Origin of the sequence: Roseovarius mucosus (genome assembly GCF_002080415.1) — a bacterium.
Lineage (GTDB): Bacteria > Pseudomonadota > Alphaproteobacteria > Rhodobacterales > Rhodobacteraceae > Roseovarius > Roseovarius mucosus_A.
Window position 1 is genome coordinate 2598662 of record NZ_CP020474.1, and the last position, 23960, is coordinate 2622621.

At 62.7% G+C, this 23960-nt stretch carries 17 protein-coding genes; 5 read left to right on the forward strand and 12 right to left on the reverse strand.

Annotation, left to right across the window (positions count from 1 at the left end; translation table 11 throughout):
* Positions 1 to 24: 24 nt before the first annotated feature.
* Genes ROSMUCSMR3_RS12515 through xdhA form a run of 7 tightly spaced genes read right to left on the reverse strand, consistent with a single transcriptional unit; the run spans position 25 to position 9380 of the window.
* The gene (locus ROSMUCSMR3_RS12515; RefSeq protein ID WP_081507507.1) at positions 25 to 1098 is read right to left on the reverse strand and encodes a BMP family ABC transporter substrate-binding protein; all 1074 of its coding nucleotides are present in this window, start codon (positions 1096 to 1098) and stop codon (positions 25 to 27) included.
* A 34-nt stretch (positions 1099 to 1132) separates the two neighbouring features.
* Complete coding sequence (locus ROSMUCSMR3_RS12520; protein WP_008279460.1) at positions 1133 to 2053, reverse strand: ABC transporter permease; 921 nt, start codon at positions 2051 to 2053, stop codon at positions 1133 to 1135.
* Positions 2053 to 3135 (reverse strand): ABC transporter permease, encoded by a 1083-nt coding sequence (locus tag ROSMUCSMR3_RS12525; protein WP_081507508.1) that lies wholly within the window; start codon positions 3133 to 3135, stop codon positions 2053 to 2055. The genes ROSMUCSMR3_RS12520 and ROSMUCSMR3_RS12525 overlap by 1 nt, the downstream gene beginning before the upstream one ends.
* A 60-nt stretch (positions 3136 to 3195) precedes the next feature.
* The gene (locus tag ROSMUCSMR3_RS12530) at positions 3196 to 4713 is read right to left on the reverse strand and encodes an ABC transporter ATP-binding protein (protein ID WP_081507509.1); all 1518 of its coding nucleotides are present in this window, start codon (positions 4711 to 4713) and stop codon (positions 3196 to 3198) included.
* The gene (gene xdhC / locus ROSMUCSMR3_RS12535; RefSeq protein ID WP_081507510.1) at positions 4710 to 5633 is read right to left on the reverse strand and encodes a xanthine dehydrogenase accessory protein XdhC; all 924 of its coding nucleotides are present in this window, start codon (positions 5631 to 5633) and stop codon (positions 4710 to 4712) included. Before xdhC ends, ROSMUCSMR3_RS12530 begins: the two co-directional genes overlap by 4 nt.
* Positions 5626 to 7977 (reverse strand): xanthine dehydrogenase molybdopterin binding subunit, encoded by a 2352-nt coding sequence (gene xdhB, locus ROSMUCSMR3_RS12540; RefSeq protein ID WP_081507511.1) that lies wholly within the window; start codon positions 7975 to 7977, stop codon positions 5626 to 5628. The genes xdhC and xdhB overlap by 8 nt, the downstream gene beginning before the upstream one ends.
* Positions 7974 to 9380 (reverse strand): xanthine dehydrogenase small subunit, encoded by a 1407-nt coding sequence (xdhA, locus tag ROSMUCSMR3_RS12545; RefSeq protein ID WP_081507512.1) that lies wholly within the window; start codon positions 9378 to 9380, stop codon positions 7974 to 7976. Before xdhA ends, xdhB begins: the two co-directional genes overlap by 4 nt.
* A gap of 159 nt (positions 9381 to 9539) precedes the next feature.
* Here xdhA and dnaE point away from each other — a divergent pair, with 159 nt between their 5' ends.
* Positions 9540 to 13040, forward strand: coding sequence for a DNA polymerase III subunit alpha (dnaE, locus tag ROSMUCSMR3_RS12550; protein WP_081507513.1), 3501 nt, complete (start codon positions 9540 to 9542; stop codon positions 13038 to 13040).
* Between the two features lie 61 nt (positions 13041 to 13101).
* Here dnaE and ROSMUCSMR3_RS12555 read toward each other — a convergent pair whose 3' ends face one another.
* Positions 13102 to 13296 carry a SlyX family protein gene (locus ROSMUCSMR3_RS12555; protein WP_081507514.1) on the reverse strand — a complete coding sequence of 65 codons (195 nt, stop codon included), beginning with the start codon at positions 13294 to 13296 and terminating at the stop codon, positions 13102 to 13104.
* Positions 13297 to 13405: 109 nt separating this feature from the next.
* Here ROSMUCSMR3_RS12555 and hisS point away from each other — a divergent pair, with 109 nt between their 5' ends.
* From hisS to hisG, 3 genes are read left to right on the forward strand one after another with little or no spacing between them, the layout of a single operon-like run.
* The gene (hisS, locus tag ROSMUCSMR3_RS12560) at positions 13406 to 14968 is read left to right on the forward strand and encodes a histidine--tRNA ligase (protein WP_081507515.1); all 1563 of its coding nucleotides are present in this window, start codon (positions 13406 to 13408) and stop codon (positions 14966 to 14968) included.
* Positions 14968 to 16053: an ATP phosphoribosyltransferase regulatory subunit gene (locus ROSMUCSMR3_RS12565; protein WP_081507516.1), complete on the forward strand. Its 1086-nt coding sequence runs from the start codon at positions 14968 to 14970 to the stop codon at positions 16051 to 16053. The genes hisS and ROSMUCSMR3_RS12565 overlap by 1 nt, the downstream gene beginning before the upstream one ends.
* Positions 16050 to 16745 (forward strand): ATP phosphoribosyltransferase, encoded by a 696-nt coding sequence (hisG, locus tag ROSMUCSMR3_RS12570; protein WP_081507517.1) that lies wholly within the window; start codon positions 16050 to 16052, stop codon positions 16743 to 16745. Before ROSMUCSMR3_RS12565 ends, hisG begins: the two co-directional genes overlap by 4 nt.
* A gap of 45 nt (positions 16746 to 16790) precedes the next feature.
* Here the strand turns inward: hisG and ROSMUCSMR3_RS12575 are convergent, their stop codons facing one another.
* Together ROSMUCSMR3_RS12575 and ROSMUCSMR3_RS12580 are read right to left on the reverse strand one after the other, a co-directional pair.
* Positions 16791 to 17384 carry an outer membrane protein gene (locus tag ROSMUCSMR3_RS12575; protein ID WP_008279448.1) on the reverse strand — a complete coding sequence of 198 codons (594 nt, stop codon included), beginning with the start codon at positions 17382 to 17384 and terminating at the stop codon, positions 16791 to 16793.
* Between the two features lie 408 nt (positions 17385 to 17792).
* Positions 17793 to 18218, reverse strand: coding sequence for a DUF1489 family protein (locus ROSMUCSMR3_RS12580; protein ID WP_081507518.1), 426 nt, complete (start codon positions 18216 to 18218; stop codon positions 17793 to 17795).
* 91 nt (positions 18219 to 18309) lie between these two features.
* Here ROSMUCSMR3_RS12580 and ROSMUCSMR3_RS12585 point away from each other — a divergent pair, with 91 nt between their 5' ends.
* On the forward strand, positions 18310 to 20586 hold the full coding sequence (locus tag ROSMUCSMR3_RS12585; RefSeq protein WP_037296973.1) for an adenosylcobalamin-dependent ribonucleoside-diphosphate reductase: 2277 nt from the start codon (positions 18310 to 18312) through the stop codon (positions 20584 to 20586).
* 102 nt (positions 20587 to 20688) lie between these two features.
* On the opposite strand, the gene ROSMUCSMR3_RS12590 is transcribed toward ROSMUCSMR3_RS12585, so the two are convergent.
* Both ROSMUCSMR3_RS12590 and ROSMUCSMR3_RS12595 read right to left on the reverse strand, forming a co-directional pair.
* The gene (locus ROSMUCSMR3_RS12590; protein WP_237183442.1) at positions 20689 to 21660 is read right to left on the reverse strand and encodes a pyridoxal-phosphate dependent enzyme; all 972 of its coding nucleotides are present in this window, start codon (positions 21658 to 21660) and stop codon (positions 20689 to 20691) included.
* 250 nt (positions 21661 to 21910) lie between these two features.
* Entirely contained in the window at positions 21911 to 23749 is a 1839-nt protein-coding gene (locus ROSMUCSMR3_RS12595; protein WP_081507519.1) for a PHA/PHB synthase family protein, read from the reverse strand.
* Positions 23750 to 23960: the final 211 nt, after the last annotated feature.

Below are 23960 nucleotides of genomic sequence, written 5' to 3' on the forward strand. Positions count from 1 at the left end.
TTTTTCAAACCCTGTCAATTCGGCTTAGTTGGGGATCTCTCCGGTCAGCCCTTCGACATAGAAATCCATGCCCAAGAGCGTGCCGTCATCGGCAACCTCGCCCTCGGCCAGCCAATCCGACCCGTCCTGCTTTTTCAGCGGCCCGGTGAACGGGTGATAGCTGCCGTCCGCCATGGCGGCCTTGAGGGCCAGCGCCTCTGCCTTGACATCCGCAGGCACCGCATCGGAAATCTCGCCAATGCCGACCATGCCCGGCCCGATGCCGTCCCATGTCTGCGTGCTCTCCCATGTGCCATCAATCACCGCCTGCGTGCGGTCAATGTAATAGGGGGCCCAGTTGTCGATGATCGACGACACGCGCGGGAAGGGGGCGTATTCGGCCATATCCGACGCCTGTCCAAAGGTCACGACATTGCCCGCCTTTTCGGCAGCGGCTTGCGGCGCGGTGGAATCGGTATGTTGCAGGATCACGTCCGCGCCCTGCTCGATCAGGGCAGTGGCGGCGTCTGCCTCTTTTGCGGGGTCAAACCAAGTGTAGGCCCAGATGATCTTGAACTCGACATCGGGGTTGACCTTTTTCGCGTGAATATAGGCCGAGTTGATGCCGCGAATGACCTCTGGGATCGGATAAGAGGCGATGTAGCCCACGATATTCGATTTGGTCATCTTGCCCGCGATATGGCCCTGCACCGCGCGCCCCTCGTAGAAACGGGCGGAATAGGTCGAGACATTGGGCAGGGTCTTGTAGCCGGTGGCGTGTTCGAATTTCACATTGGGGAACTTTTCGGCCACTGCCAGCGTCGGCTCCATAAAGCCAAACGAGGTGGTAAAGATCAGATCCGCCCCTTGCAGCGCCATTTGCGTGATGGCGCGTTCGGCATCGGCGCCCTCGGGCACGCTTTCTTGATAGACGGTTTCGACGGCATCGCCGAAATGCGCCTCAACCGCGAGCCTGCCTTTGTCATGCTCATAGGTCCAGCCGCCATCGCCGATGGGGCCGACGTAGATAAAGCCGATCTTGGTCTTGTCCTGCGCCACGGCGGCGCTTGCCAGACCAAGCGCCAAGGCGGCTGAGGTCAGTAGATGCGTGAGTTTCATTCGGGATCTCCCTGTTGTGATCTGTGATGTGATCTTATTGCGAGGCGTGAAAAATGCGGCCCAAAGAGCCGGGCGCGCGGGATTTGTCAGACGACATGATGACCAGCACGAGGATGGTGATCAAGTAGGGCGACATGGAAAGATATTCGACCGGGATCGCAACGCCTGCCGCCTGAAGATTGAGCTGCAATACCGAAACCCCGCCAAAGAGCCACGCGCCAAGCAGAACGCGCCCCACTTTCCACGAAGCAAAAACCACTAGGGCAAGCGCGATCCAGCCCCCCCCAGAGGTCATGCCTTCGGTCCATTGCGGCACCCGCACAAGGCTGAGATAGGCCCCGCCCAACCCGGCGCAAGCCCCGCCAAACAGGATCGCCAGAACGCGGATGCGCACCACCTTGTAGCCAAGCGCATGCGCGGCCTCATGGTTTTCACCCACCGCCCGCAGGATCAGCCCGGCGCGCGAATATTTCAGCAGCGCCCAGACCAAAGCCACAAGCGCTAGGGCGAAGTAAACCATCAGATCATGGGAAAACAACACACGCCCGACAAAAGGCAGATCGCTCAGCACAGGCAGGTCAAGCCGCGTGGTCGGCGGCGGCTTGATCCCGACATAGCCCTGTCCGATCAGCGACGAGAGGCCAAGGCCAAAGAGCGTCAGCGCGAGGCCACTAGCCACCTGATTGGCAAGGGCAAATTGGGTCAGCAGCGCGAAGAGAAGCGCCAGAACAGCGCCCCCGGCGGCGGCGGCCACAAACCCCACGACCGGCGAGCCGGAATTGACAGCCATGGCAAATCCGCAGATTGCGCCGGTGATCATCATCCCCTCGACCCCGAGGTTGAGCACGCCCGCCCGCTCGACAACCAACTCGCCCAATGCCGCCAGCAGAATGGGCGTAGAGGCGACGATGAGCGAGGCCAAAAGCAGCGCCGGATCAATCGAGGACAAAAGCATCACGCCACCTCCCGTGTCACCAACCGGACGCGGTAATTGGTCAGCAGGTCCACGGCCAAAAGGAAAAACAACAGCATCCCCTGAAAGAGTTGGATCGCGGCCGCAGGTAGCCCCATGTTGGATTGCGCCAATTCGCCGCCAATATAGGTGAGCGCCATCAAAAGCCCCGCAAGCAGGATGCCGACCGGGTGCAATCGGCCCAAAAAGGCCACGATGATCGCCGTAAACCCATAGCCCACGTTGAAATCAATGCTGACCTGCCCGGCGGGCCCCGCCACTTCAAAAAGCCCCGCCAATCCCGCCAAAGCGCCCGATGTGCCCAGACAGAATAGAACCAACCGCGCCGGGCGCACGCCGGCAAAACGGGCGGCGCGTGGCGCCTGACCCGCAAGCCGGATATGATAGCCAAGGATATGGCGGCTGAGCAGCACATAGGCGAAAATCACTGCGATCAGCGCCGCCACCACCCCCCAATGCATACCCGTGCCAGCAATAAGCTCTGCATTATGCGCGCTGTCATATTGGCGCAGGTTGCGCGAGCCGGGAAATCCGCGCCCTTCGGGGTTCTTCATCAACCCAAGGGCCATGGCCGCCAGCAATTGCTCTGCCACATAGACGAGCATGAGCGACACGAGGATTTCATTGGTGCCGAACCGCAGCTTGAGCACCGCCGGGATCATGCCCCAGGCCCAGCCCCCAAGCGCGCCAGCAAGGATCATCAGCGGAAAGATCAGCGCGCTCTCCGCTGGATAAAACGCAAGCGCCACCCCGGCCCCTGCCAGTGCGCCGACGATATATTGCCCCTCGGCCCCGATGTTCCAGATACCGGCACGAAACCCAAGGCTAAGCCCGATGGCGATCAGCACCAGAGGCGCGCCCTTGATCAGCAATTGCGGCCGGTAATAAAACGCGAACTCGCCAAAAAGCGGTTGCCAGAAAATCGTCGAGATGGCCGCTACCGGGTCTTCGCCAAGTGCCGCAAAAAGCGCCCCACCCGCCAGCATGGTGATCAGCACCGCCAAAACCGGCGTGGCCCAAGTCCAGAGCCGTGAGGGTTGAGGGCGCTTTTCCAGCTTCAGCATGGCGCGCGCCCATGTTTCTTTATGCGTTTCTTTATGGCTAAAATACTCAATAACGACAGGTCACACATGCGCCACCTCCATGCCATGTGCGCCGCCCATCATCAATCCGATCTCTTCGACACTCAGGCCTTGGGTCGGCCTGATGTCCGAAAGCCGTCCTTCGCTCAACGCGCCGAACCGGTCGGAAATCTCGATCAACTCGTCAAGGTCCTGACTGATGCAGATCACCGCCGCCCCCCCAGTGGCCAGATCAAGCAGGGCTTGGCGGATCGCGGCAGCGGCGGCGGCATCGACACCCCAGGTGGGCTGGTTGACCACCAGAACCTCGGGCCGTTGCAGCACTTCGCGGCCAATCACGAATTTTTGCAGATTGCCCCCCGACAGCGCCCGGGCGGCAGTGCCCGGGCCGGGCGTGCGCACGTCAAAGCCGGTGATGATACGGCGGGCAAAGGCCTCGGCCGCCTCCCATCTCAGAAACCCACGATTGAGCAGGCTTTCCCGCGCCGCCCCGGTCAGGATCGCATTCTCTGTCAGGCTCATGTCGGGGGCGGCGGCATGGCCCAGCCGTTCCTCAGGTGCGGTAAGCAGACCCATCGCGCGGCGGGTGCCGGGGCCGTGCTGACCGATCGCCATGCCCTTCAGGCGCACAGCCTCTGCCGTCACCGGCATTTCGCCCGACAGCGCGGCCAAAAGCTCATCCTGCCCGTTGCCCGCAACCCCGCCGATGCCCAGCACCTCTCCGGCCTGCACGGCAAAGGAAATCGCGTGAAGCGCGGTGCCGAACTGCCCCTGCGCCGCGACCGACAGGTCAGACACCTCCAGCACCACACCCGCCTTGGCACGCCCGGCGCGTTCCGGCGCGGCAAAGGTTGTGCCCACCATCATTTCCGCCATCGCGCGGGCCGAAGTGTCGCGCGGTGTGCAGGTGCCCACGTTGCGGCCCTGCCGCAGGATCGTGGCATGATCGCAGAGGGCGCGGATTTCCTCGAGCTTGTGCGAGATGTAAAGGATCGCCACGCCTTCACCCGTCAGCTTGCGCAGGGTCTGAAACAGGATATCCACCTCTTGCGGTGTGAGCACCGATGTCGGCTCGTCCATGATCAAAAGGCGGGGTTCCTGCAGGAGACAGCGGATGATCTCGACGCGCTGCCGCTCTCCTGCCGAAAGATCACCAACGGTCCGGTCGGGATCAAGCGGCAGGCCATAGGTTTCCGAGACGGCACGGATGCGCGCGGCCAGATCGCGCAGCGCTGGCGGGCGTTCCATCCCGAGGGCCACGTTCTCGGCCACGCTCATCGCATCAAAAAGCGAGAAATGCTGAAACACCATCGCCACCCCCGCCAGGCGCGCGGCATGGGGGTCTGGTGGGGCATAGGGGGTGCCGCGCAGCGTCATGGTGCCGCTGTCGGGCTTGACCAGCCCATAGATCATCTTGACGAGGGTTGATTTCCCGGCACCATTCTCGCCCAGCAGGGCATGCACTTCGCCCTCGCGGATGGCAAAGGATACGGCGTCATTGGCGACAACTCCCGGATAGGCCTTGGTCAGACCCGAGACGGTCAGCAAATCGCCTGTCACGCGGTTCTCCTTCGGTCTGCGGCCTTGATACCCGGCTCTTTCAGTAACGCAGCCGCCACGCCAAGCGCAATGGCTTGCGGGTGTTTGCCAAGGTTTGGATCGCCAATGGGGCAGGAAATGCGCGAAATCTGCGCGTCCGTATGCCCAAGTGCTGTCAATCTCTGCCGAAACCGCGCCCATTTGGTCGCGGAGCCGATGACACCCGCGCACCCAAAGGACCGTTGCAACAGGCGGTGGCACAGCTCCAGATCCAGCGCATGATCGTGGGTTACAATGATATGTGCGGCGGTATCAGGCGCTTGGCCGAGGGCGCGCAGGGGATCAACGGCGGCGGTGATCCCTTGGGGCAGCCCGCGCAGCATCTCGGCCCGCGCATCGGCCAGCGTCACTGCCAGATCGGGCAATGGGGCAAGCAGGGTGGCCAAGGCGCGGCCCACATGGCCCGCCCCGTGGATCACCACCGCAAGGCGCGGGCAAAGTGGCTCGATCAACCAGCCGTTTGCCCATGTAACACCCGTACCGGCGCTGGGCCGGGCGGCAGGCGGGGGGGCGATGCGCCCTTCAATCTGCCGTGCCCAACGGCCCGATCGCTCAAGCGCCTCAACCGCTGCGTCAAGTCTGTGCTGGTCGAACCGCTCGATCACCAATACCACCGACCCGCCACAGCATTGGCCAAGGGCCGGACCAAGCGCTTGGCGCAGCACGCGGGCATTCCCGCCCTCTGCCAAAAACCGTCGTGCCGAACCTGCCGCCTCATGCTCCAGCCGCCCGCCGCCGATGCTGCCCGATTGCCCTCCGGGCCAGACCTGCATCGCAGCCCCGGCGGCGCGTGGCGCAGAACCACGGGTGGCGGCGATCACCACCCGTGCGATCTGTCCCTCCCGCGCGACGGCTGCGCGCAGATCGTCGAGGTCACGCATCGCGGCGCGCTTTCTGACGCGCGATAGCGCTCAGCAGCCGCTCGGGTGTGGCCGGGGCGTCAAGCGCCGGATAGCCCGAACCAAACGCCGCCACCGCAGCGCTGAGCGCCATCAGCGCCGAAATCCCCAGCATAAAGGGCGGCTCGCCGACAGCCTTGGAGCGATAGATCGTTGGGCGCGGATTCTGCGCCTCCCACAGCGCCACGTTGAACACCGCTGGCCGGTCTGAACAGGCAGGGATCTTATAGGTCGAGGGCGCGTGGGTGCTGAGCCGTCCGGCCTTGTCCCACACCAGTTCCTCGAGCGTCAGCCAGCCCGCCCCCTGCACATAGCCGCCCTCGATCTGCCCGATGTCGAGCGCGGGATTAAGCGAGGCCCCGCAATCATGCACGATATCGGCGCGCAGGATGCGGTTCTCGCCGGTCAGGCCGTCGACGATCACCTCGGTCACGGCCGCCCCATAGGCAAAGTAATAAAATGGCCGCCCCTCTCCCTTGATCCGGTCCCACGCAAGGTCGGGCGTCTTGTAAAAGCCGGTGGCGGACAGGCTCACGCGCTGTTCGTAGCAGAACCGGGCGGCCTCTGCGAAGCTCAGGTGGGCCGTTCCCACCCGCAGGCGACCGCCGTCAAATTGCACCTCCTCGGGCGGCACGGTGTGATGCGCCGCCAGACAGGCAGCCATCCGGTCGCGGATCGTATCGCAGGCCGCCTGAACCGCCATACCGTTGAGATCGCTGCCGGAACTTGCCGCTGTGGCCGAGGTATTGGGCACTTTGGCGGTATCGGTCGCGGTGATCTTGATGGCCTCTAGCGGCAGGCCAAAGCACGCGGCGGCCACTTGTGCCACCTTCTGAAACAGGCCCTGTCCCATTTCCGTGCCCCCGTGATTGAGATGCACAGACCCATCCTGATAGACATGCACCAAAGCGCCCGCCTGATTGAGATGGCTGAGCGTAAAGGAAATCCCGAACTTGACCGGCGTCAGCGCTAGGCCCTTTTTCAGCACGGGATTGCGGGCGTTCCACGCCGTCACCGCTGCCCGCCGCGCGGCATAGTCCGAGGTTTGCATCAGCCGCTCGGTCATCTCGTGCAGGATGAAATCCTCGACCTTCTGCCCATAGGGCGTGACCTGCGGTTTCATCTGGCCCGAAACACCTTCGGGGGGGCGCGCAGCGCGGGGGGCAGACAGCCCCCCTCCGACGGCTGCGGCATAGTAATTGCGCTGCCGCACCACGACAGGATCAAGGCCCAAATGATGCGCCACATGATCCATCACCCGCTCGATGCCCAGCATGCCCTGCGGCCCGCCAAAGCCCCGGAACGCGGTGGCAGAGGCGGTGTTGGTGCGCAGCCGATGGCTCTCGATCCGCACGGCGGGCAGGAAATAGGCGTTATCGGCATGCAGCATGGCGCGGTCGGCCACCGGCAGCGACAGATCCTGCGACCAGCCGCAGCGGGCGTAGTGCACGAAATCCACCCCTGTCAGCCGCCCGGTGGCGTCGAACCCGGCCTGATAGGTGATGCGGAAATCATGGCGCTTGCCGGTGATCACCATGTCATCGTCGCGGTCATAGCGCATCTTGCAGGGCGTCCCCGTGTGCCGCGCTGCGACGGCGCAGGCGATGGCGGGGGCGTTGGCTTGGCTCTCCTTACCGCCAAAGCCGCCGCCCATGCGCCGCGTCTCGACCCGGACGGCATGCATGGGTCGGCCAAGGGCCTCGGCCACCTTGTGCTGCACTTCGCTCGGATGCTGGGTCGAGGCGTGGATCACCATGTCGCCCCCCTCTTGCGGCAGCGCAAGGGCCGCCTGGCCTTCAAGATAGAAATGCTCTTGCCCGCCCATCTCGATCACGCCACCCACCCGGTGGGCCGCCTTGGCGATGGCCGCCGTGGTATCGCCCCTTTGCCAGATACGCGGGCCGTCTTCGAAGCGGCTATTGGCGGCCAATGCGGCGTCGATGGTCAGAAGGGGCGTCGTTTCTTCGTAACATACCTGTCCCCGGCGCGCGGCGCGGCGTGCGGCCAGATGGCTGGTGGCGATGACCAGAAAGAGCGGCTGGCCGTGATAGAGCACCGCGCCCGTGCACAAGAGCGGTTCGTCATGGGCCGAGGGCGAGCAATCGGCCCCCTGCGGCAAGTCAGCGGCGGTCAGCACGGCGACGACCCCGGCGCATTGGCGCACCGGCGCAAGGTCCATTTCGGTCACGCGCCCGGCCGCGATGGTGCTGAGGCCAAAGGCCAGATGCAGCGTGCCGCGTGGGCTGGGGATATCGTCGACATAGCGCGCGGTGCCCGTCACATGCAGGCGTGCGGCGTCATGGGGCAGAGGGCGCGCCACGCTCATGGCTGCACCTCAAGAACCGATGTGGCGATGCCCTGATCCTCTAGAAAATGGCGCATCAAAAGGTTGCGCGCGACGCAGAGGCGATAGTCGGCAGAGGCGCGCATGTCTGACAGCGGCGCAAAATCCTGCGCCCACGCTGCATCGCTGCCGGTGATCGTCGCCTCGGTCCAAGGCTGGCCAATCAGTGCCGCTTCGACATGGGCGGCACGCTTGGGAATGCCCGCCATGCCGCCAAAGGCGATCCGCGCGTCAGTGATCCGGCCCGCCTCAATGGTCAGGTTGAAACAGCCCAGCACCGCCGAAATATCCTGATCAAAGCGCTTCGAGACTTTGTAACAGCGCAGGCGGTCTGGCTGGCGGGGCAGGGTGATGGCCTCGATCATCTCGCCCGGCGCGCGGTCCTGCTGGCCGTAGCCCAGAAAGAACGCCTCGAGCGGCATCTGGCGGCGCGTGTCACCGTGGCGCAGATGCAGGGTGGCCCCAAGGGCGATGAGCGCGGGCGCGTTGTCGCCGATGGGCGAGCCATTGGCGATATTGCCCCCAAGCGTCGCCGCCGCACGCACCTGTTCCGAGCCATAGCGCCGCAGCATCGCGGCATAGGAGGGGTGATAGGGGGCAATCGTCTGCATCAGCCGGGCAATGGTCAAGCCCGCGCCAAGGCGCATATCCCTGTCTGTCACCTCTGCGGTGCTCAGGTCCGTGCAGCCCCCCAGAAAGATTGGCAGGTTGATGTCGCGCAGCTGTTTGGTGATCCACAGGCCCACATCGGTTGCGCCCGCGATCAGCGTCGCCTCAGGATGGGCGGCATAGAGGCGCGCCGCCTCATCGGCGCTCTGGGGTTGCAGCAACGCAGGGGGGCTGTCTGCCCCCCGCCCTTCGGGCCCCCCCGAAGGTATTTCGGGCCAGATGATATTGCGATCTTGCGTCATCCACGCGGGAATGGCGGCAGGTTCGGCGGCGCGGGCGGCGGTCAGGATGGGGGCATAGCCGGTGCATCGGCAAAGATTGCCCGCCAGAACCCGGTCGTGATCCCGCTCGCCATTAAGATGCGCGCAGGCCATCGAGGCGATAAAGCCCGGCGTGCAAAACCCGCATTGCGAGCCGTGATGCGCAATCATCGCCGCTTGAACCGGGTGCAATTGCCCCTCGGGGCCGCTGATCCCCTCGACCGTGCGCAGGGCCTTGCCCTGAAGCTGTGGCATGAGGAGAATACAGGCGTTGAGGGGCCGCGTGCCGGTCTCGTCACTGACGATCACGGTACAGGCCCCACAATCGCCCTCGTTGCAGCCTTCCTTGGTGCCGGTCAGGCCGCGCGCCTCTCGCAGCCAGTCAAGCAGAGTTGTGGTCGGGGTCACATCCCCAAGCGCCACGCTCTCTCCATTCAGAAGAAACGTGAGGGTCATGAGCCGCTGCCCGCCGCGTTACCATGCCTGCCCCAGCGTGCCTGACCTTCGATGCGGCGTAGAAGGTGGCGGGCTTTGCCTATCGTGACCCGATGAAAGCCGGGGGCAGGCGGTTTGGCAAGTCTTTTGTTCAGCCGCAACCGGGGCTAGGGTGCGGATATGAGCGCTGATCCCCGATTCATTCACCTGCGGGTGCATACCGAATATTCCCTGCTGGAGGGGGCGATGCGGCTCAAGAAGCTGCCCGGCCTCTGCGTGGCCGCAGGCATGCCCGCCGTCGCCGTGACCGACACCAACAACATGTTTGCCGCGCTAGAGTTTTCCGTGAGCGCGCAGGGCGCGGGCGTGCAGCCGATCATGGGCTGTCAGGTCGATCTGGCCTATCTCAGCCTGGCACCCGGAGAGCGCGCGAAACCGCCTGCCCCCCTCGTCCTCTTGGCGCAGAGTGAGTGCGGGTATGAGAACCTGATGAAGCTCAACTCCTGCCTTTATCTGCGCGGCGATGGCAGCCTGCCGCATGTGACGCTGACCGAGTTGGCGCATCATGCCGAGGGGGTGATCTGCCTGACGGGTGGGCCGGATGGGCCGGTGGGTCGGCTCTTGCAGGGGGGGCAGCGCCCGGCGGCGGAGGCGTTGATGCAGCGTCTGGCGCAGGCGTTTGGCGACCGGCTCTATGTCGAATTGCAGCGTCATCCCGGTGACGGTGGCGCGCCCGAGGCCGAGCGCCTGACCGAGCGTGGTCTGATCGAGATGGCCTATGCCATGGGCCTGCCGCTGGTGGCGACCAACGATGTCTACTTTCCCAAATCCGACATGTATGAGGCGCATGATGCCATGCTCTGCGTGGCCGAGGGGGCCTATGTCGATCAAAGCGCGCCGCGCCGCCGCCTGACCCCGCAGCACTATTTCAAAAGCCAAGAAGAGATGGCCGCGCTTTTTGCCGATTTGCCCGAGGCACTGGAAAACACGGTCGAAATCGCGCGCCGCTGCGCCTTTGGGGCCTATAAGCGCAATCCGATCTTGCCGAAATTCGCGGATGACGAGGTTGAGGAACTGCGCCGTCAGGCGCGGGCGGGGCTTGCTGCGCGCCTGGCGGTTATCCCCCATGCCGCGCCGGTGGAAGACTATGAAAAGCGCCTCGAATTCGAGCTGGGCATCATTGAGGGTATGGGCTTTCCCGGCTATTTTCTGATCGTGGCCGATTTCATCAAATGGGCCAAGGATCACGATATTCCGGTGGGGCCGGGGCGGGGCTCGGGGGCGGGCAGTCTGGTGGCCTATGCGCTGACCATCACCGATCTTGATCCGCTGCGCTACAGCCTGCTTTTTGAACGGTTCCTGAACCCAGAGCGGGTCAGCATGCCCGACTTTGACATCGATTTTTGCATGGATCGCCGCGAGGAGGTGATCCAATACGTGCAAGAGAAATATGGCCGTGACCGGGTGGGCCAGATCATCACCTTTGGCGCGCTCTTGTCCAAGGCGGCTGTGCGCGACATCGGGCGCGTGTTGCAAATGCCCTATGGGCAGGTGGACCGCCTGTCCAAGATGATCCCGGTCGAAGGCGTCAAGCCGGTGAGCATCGAAAAGGCGCTGGCCGACGAGCCGCGCCTGCGCGAAGAGGCCAAGAACGAAGAGGTCGTGGATCGGCTTTTGACCTATGCGCAACAGGTTGAGGGGCTGTTGCGCAATGCCTCGACCCATGCCGCCGGGGTGGTGATCGGCGACCGGCCGCTTGATGCGCTCGTGCCTGTCTACCAAGACCCGCGCTCCGATATGCCCGCAACCCAGTTCAACATGAAATGGGTGGAACAGGCGGGGCTGGTCAAGTTCGACTTTCTCGGCCTCAAGACGCTGACGGTCATTCAGAACGCGGTCGACATGATCCGCAAGGCGGGCCGCCCGCTGAATGTGGCGGCGGATGGCACCGTGCTCTACGATCCCCCCGAGGGGTTTGAGTATGACATCGGGGCGATCCCGCTCGATGACGAGAAATCCTATAGGCTCTATGCGAGTGCCAAGACAGTCGCCGTGTTCCAGGTGGAATCGAGCGGCATGATGGATGCGCTCAAGCGCATGAAACCCACCTGCATCGAGGATATCGTGGCGCTTGTGGCGCTCTACCGTCCCGGCCCGATGGAGAATATCCCGACCTATTGCGAGGTGAAGAACGGCCTGCGTGAGCTCGAGTCGATTCACCCCTCGATTGACCATATCCTAGAGGAAACCCAAGGCATCATCGTTTATCAGGAACAGGTGATGCAAATCGCGCAGGTGATGGCGGGCTATTCCTTGGGCGGTGCTGACCTGTTGCGCCGCGCCATGGGCAAGAAAATCGCCGAAGAAATGGCCAAGGAGCGCCCGAAATTCGAGAAAGGCGCCATGGAAAATGGTGTCGACAAGAAAAAGGCCAGCGAGGTCTTTGACCTGCTCGAGAAATTTGCCAACTACGGCTTTAACAAATCCCACGCGGCGGCCTATGCGGTGGTCAGCTATCAAACCGCCTGGCTCAAGGCCAATCACCCGGTCGAATTCATGGCTGGGGTGATGAATTGCGATATTCACCTCACGGATAAGCTGGCGGTGTATTTCCAAGAGGTGAAAAAGGGGCTGAGCCTGCCTTGGGCCGCGCCTTGCGTCAATCGCTCTGAGGCGACGTTCGATGTGCAGGGCGGCGTGCTGCACTATGCGCTGGGCGCGCTCAAGAACGTGGGCGGCGAGGCGATGAAGCTGATCACCGTGGGGCGGGGCAACCGGCCCTTTGCCACGCTCTATGATGTGGCGCAGCGGGTCGATCTCAAACGGGTGGGCAAGCGCCCGCTGGAAATGCTGGCCCGCGCCGGGGCGTTTGACGCGCTGGACCGCAACCGCCGCCGCGTGTTCGAGAGCATCGAGGCGCTGATGAGCTATTCAGCGGCGATCCATGAGCAAAAGAATTCCAGTCAGGTCTCGCTCTTTGGCGAGGCGGGCGATGATTTGCCTGAACCGCGATTGGCCCCGGTTGATGATTGGCTGCCCGCCGAGCGGCTGACCGAGGAATTCAAGGCTGTTGGGTTCTACCTCTCGGGGCATCCGCTTGACGATTATATGACCGTGTTGCGGCGTCAGGATGTGAAAACGCTGGACGAGGTGACAGCACAGGCCGAACGCGGCCCGGCGCTGGTCAAGATGGCCGGGGTCGTGGCCGGGCGGCAAGAGCGGAAATCGGCACGTGGCAACCGCTTTGCCTTTGCGCAGCTCAGCGATACGACCGGCGGCTACGAGGTGACATTGTTTTCCGACACGCTCGAGAAATGCCGCGAATTTCTGGAAACCGGCGCGCAGGTGGTGATCACCGCCGAGGCGACGCTGGAGGCGGATCAGTTGAAACTGCTCTGCCGCGCCGTTCAGCCGATTGACGGGATGGTGGCCGGGGCGGGCGCGGTGGGCCTGCGGATCTTTGTGGATCAGCCTGGGGCAATCGGATCGGTTGCCGCGGTGTTGCAGGGGGCCAGCCAAGCGGCGCGCGGTGCGCGCCCCGGCCCGATCCATTTCTGCCTGATGGGCGCGGGTCTGCCCGGCGAGGTCGAGATTGACAGCGGCGCGGAATATCCCGTGACGCCTCAGATCAAAGGCGCGATCAAGAGCCTGACAGGCGTGGTGATGGTCGAGGAAATCTGACGACGTCTTCGCAGTCGTCCCGGGCCTGACCCGGGACCTCTGGTTGTAAGATAACCCCGTGTCAGTAATGCGGCGGGCGCTCGTCGCCAAGGATCACGCCACCATCGCTCTCGCCGTGCCGGGCCGCTTCGCGCGCGAGCAGCATCTCGACCCGGACGCGCAGGCGGTCAAGCTCGCGGTCTTGGCGTGCGATAACATCCGACAGGTCATCGACCGTGCGGATCAGGTGGGCCAGTTTTTCTTCGATCTCGGTCATGGCATCGGATTACGCGCGGATGCGCCTGCGGTCAATCGCGCAGCCGCCTTGCCCCGGCGCGGCCCTTGGGCTAGACCGCGCCACGACAGATGCCGCAAGGACGCATGCCATGGCCAAGCCCAAAAAAGAGCCCCGCCCCAAGGCCGAAACGCCCAAAGGGTTCCGCGATTATTTCGGCGCCGAGGTGACGACCCGCGCCGCGATGCTGAACGCGATTGCCGGGGTCTATCATCGCTATGGCTTTGACGCGCTGGAATCGAGCGCGGTCGAGACGGTCGAGGCGCTGGGCAAGTTTCTGCCCGATGTCGACCGGCCCAATGAGGGGGTCTTTGCCTGGCAGGATGAAGACGAGAAATGGCTGGCACTGCGCTATGACCTGACCGCGCCCTTGGCCCGCGTTTATGCCCAACACCGCAACGATCTGCCGACACCCTATCGGCGCTATGCGATGGGGCCTGTCTGGCGCAATGAAAAGCCGGGACCAGGGCGGTTTCGCCAGTTCTATCAATGCGATGCAGATACGGTGGGCACGGCGTCAATGGCGGCGGATGCCGAGATTTGCGCCATGCTGGCCGATGCGCTGGAAGAGGTGGGCATCCCGCGCGGCGATTATGTGGTGCGGGTGAATAACCGCAAGGTTTTGAATGGGGTGTTGGAGGTTGCGGGGCTGCTTGACCCCGCAGAACCGGACCGCTTCGCGGAAGAACGCGGGATCGTTTTGCGCGCGATTGATAAACTGGATCGTTTGGGACCAGAGGGTGTGCGCGCCCTGCTAGGCGAAGGGCGGAAAGACGAGAGTGGTGACTTTACTAAAGGTGCAGGCCTGACCAACCTTCAAATCGAAAAGGTTTTGGCCTTCGTCAAAGCTAATGAATTGGTCGACAATGCTATCTTGAACGCAACCAATACCAATAGTGAACCTGACCAGCGGAAACCCCTCGAAGGCAGAAACGCGATACTTTGCCATTTTCTAAGTGAAATCGTGGATTGGTCTAAAATAGGGCGCGAAGGCGTCGACGAACTCGAAGAAATCGCCACCCTTCTCGCCGCCCAAGGTTATGGCCCCGACCGCATCGTGATTGACCCTTCGGTCGTTCGTGGCCTTGGCTATTACACCGGCCCGGTGTTCGAGGCGGAACTCACCTTTGAAATCCTTGATGAAAAAGGCCGCCCGCGCCAATTCGGCAGCGTGGCGGGTGGTGGGCGCTATGATGACCTTGTCGCGCGCTTCACCGGGCAGCAGGTGCCCGCTGTCGGGGTCAGCATCGGCGTGGATCGCCTGCTTGCCGCGCTGCATGCCAAGGGCAAGATCAGCAGCGCAGAGCGTGGCCCGGTGGTGGTCACCGTGATGGACCGCGACCGGATGGCCGACTATCAGGCCATGGTCGGTGAGTTGCGCCAAGCGGGCATTCGCGCCGAAGTCTACCTTGGCAACCCCAAGAACTTTGGCAATCAGATGAAATACGCCGACCGGCGCGGCAGCCCTATCGCGGTGATCTGTGGCGGCGACGAGTTTGCCAAGGGCGTGGTGCAGATCAAGGACCTGATCCTTGGGGCGCAGATCGCCGAAAATGCGACGGTTGAAGAATGGAAAGAACGGCCCAGCCAATATGAGGTGCCGCGCGCCGCACTTGTGGACAAAGTCCGAGACATCCTCGCGGAGCAAAGCTGATGCCGGAACGTGCCGCGATCCGGGCCGAGGCTGCGCGCTTGCGGGCGCTCTTTGAGGCGGCAGGCGCGCTGCCGGTGGAAACCTCTGTGTTGCAACCCGCCGAAGTGCTCTTGGACCTATACGGCGAGGATATCCGCGCACGCGCCTATGTGACGTCGGATGCCTTGCGCGGCGAACAGATGCTGCGCCCCGATTTCACCGTGCCGGTGGTGCAGATGCATATGGAACATGGCGCGGAACCTGCCCGCTATACCTATTCCGGCGAGGTGTTTCGCCGTCAGGAAGAGGATGCGCAGCGCGCCAACGAATACACCCAAGTGGGGTTTGAAATCTTTGAACGCGCCGCACCAGAGGCGGCGGATGCAGAGGTTTTCGCGATGTTCTTTGACATCCTGCGCCCGCTTGGCCTGCGTGCGGCGACGGGGGATATCGGCATCCTGATGGCGGCCGTTGAGGGGCTGCGCACGACCGAGCGCCGCAAGGCCGCACTGCGGCGGCATATCTGGCGGCCCCGGCGGTTTCGCGCGTTGATTGACCGGTTTTCAGGGCGCGCCGTGGTCCCCGAGGCGCGGGCCGCCCTTTTGGCGATGGCAGACCCGATGGCGGGGGCCGAGCCCCTGATCGGGCTGCGTGGCCCGGATGAAATCGCAGGCCGGATCACCGCGCTGCGCGAGGATGCGGCGGCGGGGCCGATTTCCACCTCTGAGGTGCAGTTGCTGGATGCCATCCTCGCGGTGCGCGAAACCAGCGATAACGCGCTGGAGCGACTGCGCGATATCGCGGTGGACATGCCCGCCATTCATGGCGCGGTGGACCGTCTGGCACGACGTCTTTCGGCGATGTCCGAACGCGGGCTCGACATCACCAAACTGGATTTCGAAGCCAGCTATGGGCGCACGCAGATGGAATATTACGATGGCTTCGTCTTTGGCTTTTACGCCGAGAGCCGTCCCGACCTGCCGCCCATTGCCACCGGCGGGCGCTATGATGCGCTAACCCGACAGTTGGGGCGGGGGCGGGAAATTCCGGCGGTGGGCGGCGTCATCCGGCCCGGTCTGGTGCTGGGCCTTGGGGGTGCGACATGACCCTGAAACTGGGGGTGCCGTCCAAAGGGCGGCTGATGGAGAAAACCTTTGACTGGTTCGCCAAGCACGGGATCACGCTGGGGCGCTCGGGGTCCGAGCGTGAATATGCGGGCTATGTGCAGGGCATCGACAACGTCGAACTGATCCTGCTCTCCGCCGGGGAAATCCCGCGTGAATTGGCAGCCGGACGCATCCATCTGGGTGTGACAGGCACCGACCTGATCCGCGAAAAGCTGGGGCAGTGGCAAAATCAGGTGGCAGAGCTGGCGGAACTGGGCTTTGGTCAGGCCGATCTGGTGCTGGCGGTGCCACGTTGCTGGGTGGATGTCAGCCATCTTGACGATCTTGATGCCGCTGCTGCGGCATTCCGGCTCAAGCATGGGTTCCGCATGCGCATCGCCACCAAATATCACCGATTGGTGCGGGATTTCCTGCGCGAGAATGGCGTTGCGGATTATCAACTGATGGACAGTCAGGGTGCCACCGAAGGCACGGTCAAGAACGAAACCGCCGAGGCTATTGCCGATATCACCTCAACCGGCGATACGCTGCGGGCCAATCACCTCAAGGTGTTGGAGGATGGGTTGATCCTGAAATCTCAGGCAACGCTTTTCAAATCGCGGATGGCCCCGATGGAGCCTGCCGATAGGCTTACGCTCAAGGCGCTCAAGCAAAGGCTTGATCTGGAATAAAAAAATGGGGCGGTCCGTTAGGACCACCCCACTGCTTGCGCCTTATCAGAAGCGGAATGCAGCCCGCGCCTGTACCGTGGTGGCATCGACATCAACACCAGCGGTGCCAAAATTTTCGAACTTGTGATAGAGCACTTCACCGCCCAGAGACAGGTTCTGGCTGATCATATGCTCATAGCCCGCGCCGAAGAAATAGCCGTTGTCATCACCAAGCGTGTCGGTGTCGGCCCAGGCATACCCGCCGGTGCCGTAAAGCAGGCCGTTGCCGACCTTGTAACCGAGACGCGATTTGATCCGAAACACATCTTCCAGCGAAGCAGCGGCCCCAAGGTCAATATCAGCAAAGTCGTAATCGAGACCCAGACCAACAACCCAGTTGTTGCCATAGTCATAATCATACCCGGCGATCAGACCGCCGATCAGGCCGTCTCCGTCCACGCCAGCAGCGCCGGTGTCAACATCGCCATAGCCAAGCTGGCCACCCGCGTAAAAGCCAGTCCAATTCGGGCCAACAGGTGCCGGCGGTGCAACCGGGGCTGCGATCACCGGCTCCGGCGTTGGCTCTTGCACATTGCCAGCGAAGGCAGGGGCGGCCATCAGGGCGGTTGCGGTCATCAGCGCTGTGGTTGTTTTCAGCATCTTGTTTCCTTTCAGTCAGTTTATGTCGCTCAGGTCGGGGAGGAGGATCGCCCCTTCGACACACGGTTCGCACCGTTGCTGGATATATCGGGCGACCGTCCCATCAAGACAAGCACCTGACCCAGCCATTTCGATCACACACCCGTGAGTGGCAGGGAAATGCCCAGAATATACTTTTTTCGGCGGATTTTCGCAAGTCGCCGTGTGAAATGCGCAACCCTATGGCGAAAACTGCCTCAGGAGAGTTGAAGCGCAGGGCGCATGGTTTTTCGCGCGCAGTGGCGTTGCACAGCGGCATTTGTGTTGGGTTTGCGCTCAGCGTCACCCACACCGATCCGCACGTTCACATGCGGGCGGCGCGCCAGTGGTTCGCGTGTTCTTACCCCGTCAGCGCCATAGCGCATCCGCTCACAGAACGCCAATATCCGCCAGAGCGGCCGAGAGGGCAGGCGGCAGCGTATCATCCTTGGCGCGCGCTGAGCCAAGGTCGGGCGGCGCATCAGAACCGGGCAAATACCGCCAGCCTTGAAAGGGGCGCTTTTGCGCTGTCGCCGTGCGGATCAACCCCGGTTCAAGCACGATGGCACAGCGGCGGATGCCGTCGCCACCAGTCACCTCATCCAGCCGCAGGATCGGTTGGCGGCATTGCACCAGCCCCTGAATGACCCAATAGATCGAGCCACCGTCCAACAATTCGTCTTCGCGCTTGGGCCACATGCGGGTGACGTGGCGCGGCAGGCCGTCCGGCCCTTTGGCGCGGGGGTCTTTATGCCACTCCTCCAGATCCTCGACAGAGGTGGTGCCGACGCTCAGTTTGATCAGGTGCAAGGCCACGATAAAGAATCTCCCATCCGGGCAGATAGGGTAGTGGAAATACCGGCAGCTTCAAGCTATTGTGGTTCTCTGCCCGTGGATGGAGACCGCCGTGACCCGATTTGCCGCCCCGATTTCCGAACAGATATGGAACATGAAATACCGGTTCCGGAATGGGGACGCTGGCGATGCAAGTGTCGAGGACAGCTGGCGGCGGATCGCGCGCGCTTTGGCAGTGGCCGAGGCAGAGCCGGCGCTCTGGGAAGAGCGGTTCTATCACGCGCTTGAGGATTTCAAATTCCTGCCCGCAGGTCGGATCACCGCCGGGGCTGGCACCGCACGCAAGGTGACGCTCTTTAACTGTTTCGTCATGGGCACCGTGCCTGACGATATGGGCGGCATCTTTGACGGGCTGCGCGAGGCGGCGTTGACCATGCAGCAGGGCGGCGGCATCGGCTATGATTTCAGCACGATCCGGCCCAAGGGGGCCGAGGTCAAGGGCGTGTCGGCGGATGCAAGCGGCCCACTCAGCTTTATGGATGTGTGGGACGCGATGTGCCGCACGATCATGTCGGCAGGTAGCAGGCGCGGTGCGATGATGGCCACAATGCGCTGTGACCATCCAGATATCGAGGCCTTCATCGCCGCGAAATCCGATCCGGCGCGGCTGCGGATGTTCAACCTGTCGGTCTTGATCACCGATGCCTTCATGGAGGCGGTCAAGGCTGACGGCCCGTGGGACCTTCAGTTTGGCGGCAAGGTCTATCATACCGTGCAAGCGCGGGATCTGTGGAACCGGATCATGCAGGCCACCTATGATTATGCCGAACCGGGCGTGATCTTTATCGACCGCATCAACGCGGCCAACAATCTGGCCTATTGCGAAACGATTGCGGCGACCAACCCATGCGGCGAACAGCCCCTGCCGCCCTATGGTGCCTGCCTCTTGGGCTCGATCAATCTGGCGCGGTTGGTGGCAGAGCCGTTTGCAGCGGGCGCGCGGGTGGATGAGGCCGCACTTGACGATCTGGTGCGCGTGGCTGTGCGCATGATGGACAATGTCGTGGATGTCAGCGGTTTTCCCTTACCTGCGCAGGCCGCCGAGGCGCAGGCCAAACGGCGGATCGGGCTGGGCGTGACGGGGCTTGCCGATGCGCTCTTGATGGTCGGGCTGCGCTATGGCTCGGACGCCGCCGTGCAACAGACCGAGGCGTGGTTGCATGCCATCGCGCGGGCGGCCTATCTTGCAAGCGTTGACTTGGCCCGCGAAAAGGGCGCGTTCCCGCTCTTTGACCGCGACGCCTATCTGGCCTCTGGCACGATGCAGACGATGGATGCCGATGTGCGCGCCGCCGTGGCTGAACATGGCATTCGCAACGCGCTTCTGACCAGCATCGCGCCGACTGGCACCATCAGCCTTTATGCGGGCAATGTCAGCAGCGGAATCGAGCCTGTCTTTGCCTATAGCTACACCCGCAAGGTGCTGCAAAAGGATGGCAGCCGCACCGAGGAAGAGGTGATAGATTACGCCGTGCAGATGTGGCGCGACCGGATGGGCGATGCGCCTCTGCCCGAGCATTTCGTCAACGCCCAGACCCTGCCGCCCGAGGATCACGTCAAGATGCAGGCGGCGGCGCAGAAATGGGTGGATAGCAGCATCTCGAAAACCATCAACTGCCCCGAGGACATCTCCTTTGAGGCGTTCAAGAATGTCTATCTTCAGGCTTGGGATCTGGGGTGCAAAGGCTGCACCACCTATCGGCCCAATGCGGTGACAGGCAGCGTCCTGAGCGTGTCCGAGACCACGGACAAGGCCCCGGGTGAAACGCGGGGCGATGTCCCTGCAACCGGCGGCGAGGTGGTCTATATGTCCGAACCGCTCGACCGCCCCAAAGAGCTGGAGGGTGCCACCTACAAGCTGAAATGGCCCGACAGCAACCATGCGATCTATGTCACCGTCAATGACATTGTTCTGGGCGGGCATCGGCGGCCCTTCGAGGTGTTCATCAACTCCAAGAACATGGAACATTATGCCTGGACGGTGGCCCTGACCCGCATGATCTCGGCGGTGTTCCGGCGTGGGGGCGATGTGTCCTTTGTGGTGGAAGAGCTCAAAGCCGTGTTCGACCCGCGCGGCGGCGCTTGGATGCAGGGCAAATACGTGCCCAGCATTCTGGCCGCCATCGGCGGCGTGCTCGAACAGCACATGGTCCAGATCGGGTTTCTAGCGGGCGAAGGTATGGGCCTCAAAGAGGATCCGCATGCGCAGGTCGCAGGTCAGGACAGCCCCCGCAAATCCCCCGCCTGCCCCGCCTGCGGCCAATACGACATGCGCATGATCGAGGGTTGCATGACCTGTGCAAGCTGCGGACACAGCAAATGTGCCTAAGGCGGCACGGTGACATCGTTTCGGTTTTTCGTTGAAACGCCGAAACGGTTTCACTGCATGATCTGGCGCAATTTCTAGCCCCTAAGGTCCATCAGCCTTATTTCACGCGTCGCCTCTCAGGATCGGCGCGAGTGCGGCCCGATCGAAATTCGCGCCACACAGCAAGACCACGCTTGGTCCTGTTCCGCGTCGGCCCGTGTCTTTTGTCCAAGCCGCCAAGGCCAGTGCCGCCGAACCCTCGACCAGCATCTTCTCGGTCCATGCGATCTGCTCGATGCCTGCGGCGATTTCCGCTTCGGTGCAGTCGATCATGTCATCGACCACTTCAGCGGCAAGCGGCAGGGTGATCGTATCCGCGTCGAAACCACCGGCGACACCATCGGCAAGCGTTGGCTTGTGGTCCACTTCGACAGGATGACCGGCACGCAGGCTCGTGGCAAAGGCCGAGGAATTCACGGCGCTTACCCCCACGATACGCGTTCGCGGCGCGTAGGCTTTCAGCACGCAGCCAATGCCGGAAATAAGACCACCCCCGCCCATGGCGATATAAACGGTGTCAAGCTCTGGCAATTGGTCAATCAATTCAAGCCCGATGGTGCCCTGTCCGGCGATGACATCGGCGTCGTTGTAGGGCGACACATAGGTGATCCCCTCTGCGACGGCCATCTCCCTCGCGTGTCGTTCAGCAAGGCCGGAATCGTTTGAATGCAGGATCGTGCGCACGCCAAGCGCCTGAATACGCGACAGTTTTTCCTGTGCCACGGTTTCTGGCAGCACAACCGTCATCGCATGGCCTGTCATCTGCGTCGCCGTGGCAACGGCCAGCCCATGATTGCCCGACGAGGCCGTGATCACCGGCGTGTCCGTGGGCAGTGTGGTCAGTTTGGCCATGGCCCCGCGAAATTTGAACGACCCGGTTCTTTGCAGATTTTCGCATTTATAGGCCAAACGCGACTGATCGTTCGACCCACCTCGAGAGAAAATACAAGGCGTCTCGTGGATTGCCGCGCGAATTCTCTGTCGGATTTCGACGGATCGCGCCGCCTGTTGGTAGACATTGACCGAAAGACGCATTCAGGGCTTTCCTTTGACATTACTGGCCGGGGCAGGGCCGATGCGGCTGCGCGTTTACGCCGACGATATGCAACGCGCAGGCCCCGCCATTGTGACCATGAATTCATGGCGAAGCCACAGTCAAGGCGTGCTGTGTCGCCGTTGATTTTCCAGCGCCGCCGCAGGCACCACGACAGCGCCAGAGAGATTGCGGGGCACCGCGTCGGGGCGGTCCCGTTCTTTTCAAACCCGGCTACGCCCCTGCACGGCCTCAGGTCTGGTGGATATATGTCCCCGGTGCTGTCGCGATACTGGGATAGTTTGCATCTGTGCCGGGTTGGCGCGCAGGGACGGTGCCACTGCTTTGGCGTGCCAGCCATTTTGACCATTCGGGCCACCACGATCCGGGCACAGGATCATGCGCCGCCAGCCATGTATCGGGATCGCGGTAAAGCGCCAGCGCCGGGCGATGGCCGATCCGATAGTGCCGCCCTCTATGCCCCGGCTCTGACAAGATGCCGCTGTTATGGCCCCCTTTGGTCAACAGAAAATGCAGGTCGCAATCGGTAAAGAGGGCTGTTTTGTAGACGGAGCGCCACGGTGCGATGTGATCGGTCTCGGTGCCAATGACAAAGACCGGCCCCGAGATATCCTTGAGCGCGATAACCTTGCCATCCACGGCAAATCGCCCCGCCGAGATGCGGTTCTCCAGAAAAATGCCGCGCAGATACTCCGAATGCATCCGGGCTGGCATCCGGGTGGTGTCATTGACCCAAACGGTGACATCGGTGGGCAAGTCCGGCTCTCCGAGGAAATACCGCCGCACCGCGCGCGACCAGATCAAATCCTCAGACCGGATCGCGGCAAAGGCCCCCGACATCTGCGGCCGGTCCAGATAGCCCTGCGACCACATCAGATCCTCCAGAAAGGCGACCTGACTTTCGTCGAGAAAAAGCAGCAATTCGCCCGCTTCGGCGAAATCTACCTGGGCCGCCATCAGGGTGACCGATGCCAATCGGTCCTCACCGTCGCGCGCCATTGCCGCCGCCGCGATAGCCAGTAGCGTCCCACCAAGGCAATAGCCGTTGGCATGCACCTTTTGCCCCGGCACGATGTCGTTGATGACGTCTAGCGCCTGCATGACGCCCTGCTTGCGATACGCCTCTAGCGACAGGTCCGCGTCTTCCGCTCCCGGATTACGCCACGAGATACAAAAGACAGTGAATCCCTGTCCAACCAGCCACCGGACCAAGGAATTCTCGGGCGAGAGATCGAGAATGTAGTATTTCATGATCCATGCCGGCACGATCAGCACTGGTTCGGCCTGCACGTCGGATGTGGTGGGCGAATACTGGATCAACTCCATCAGGTCGTTGCGATAGACCACGACACCCGGCGTGCAGGCCAGAACCTTGCCAAGCGCAAACTCTTTCGGCACAGGCCGATGCTCCTGCGCCAGAATATGCCGGGCGTCGTCAGCACAGCGCGCAGCCCCGTCAATCAAGTTGCGCCCGCCTGTCGCCCGTGTCTTTTCCAGAATTTCCGGATTGCCCAATGGGAAATTGGAAGGCGACACCGTATCAAGAAGCTGTCGCATCATAAAGCCGGTGCGATCCGCATTCTGTCGGCGCAATCCGCGCAGCTCTGATGTTGCCGCATGCCACCAGTCTTGCGTGGCCAGAAACCCCTGCTGCCAGAGGGAAAAGGGCGGCTTGTCCCAGCCTTGATGCGACCAGCGCGTATCATAGGGCCCCGGCTTGAATGGCTTTTCCGCAGGCTGATCCAACGCCTGCGCGGAGGCAAATTGCATCAGCTTCAACGCATTGGCCCGCCACCGTTCCATCAGCTCCAATTGCCGCCCCGGCGCACGGCCCAGATGCATGGCCCAGTCGCTCCAGGCATCAATCATCGCGTGTGGCGACAGCCCACCGGTGAATTGCGCAAGACTGGCCATGGCGCTTCGGTCAAGGGCCGCGTGGGGATGTGGATCGCGGCTTGCGTGGGATGGCTCTTCTGCAGGTGTTTGCACCAAGGGCACGACCAAGGGCAGGCGCTCTGCCGCGTCAGTCTTGGAGCGCGGTTTCTGGCTTCGGCTGGGGGTGTGGGCCATGCTGCAATGCTCTCCTGTGATCTGAGGGGGCAACTCAATGCGCGTGTTCGTCTGATGCTCACCGGCTACAGTCTCGCGCGCAGTCCTGCGCGCACCGCCCAAGGTAGCCAAGGCACGCAGGCACACGCTGCCGGGCCATCAGGGCGAAAGACCACTCATGGGCCAAGTATCCTCCTATTCGCCGAAAATGCCCCTGACATGAATCAAATAC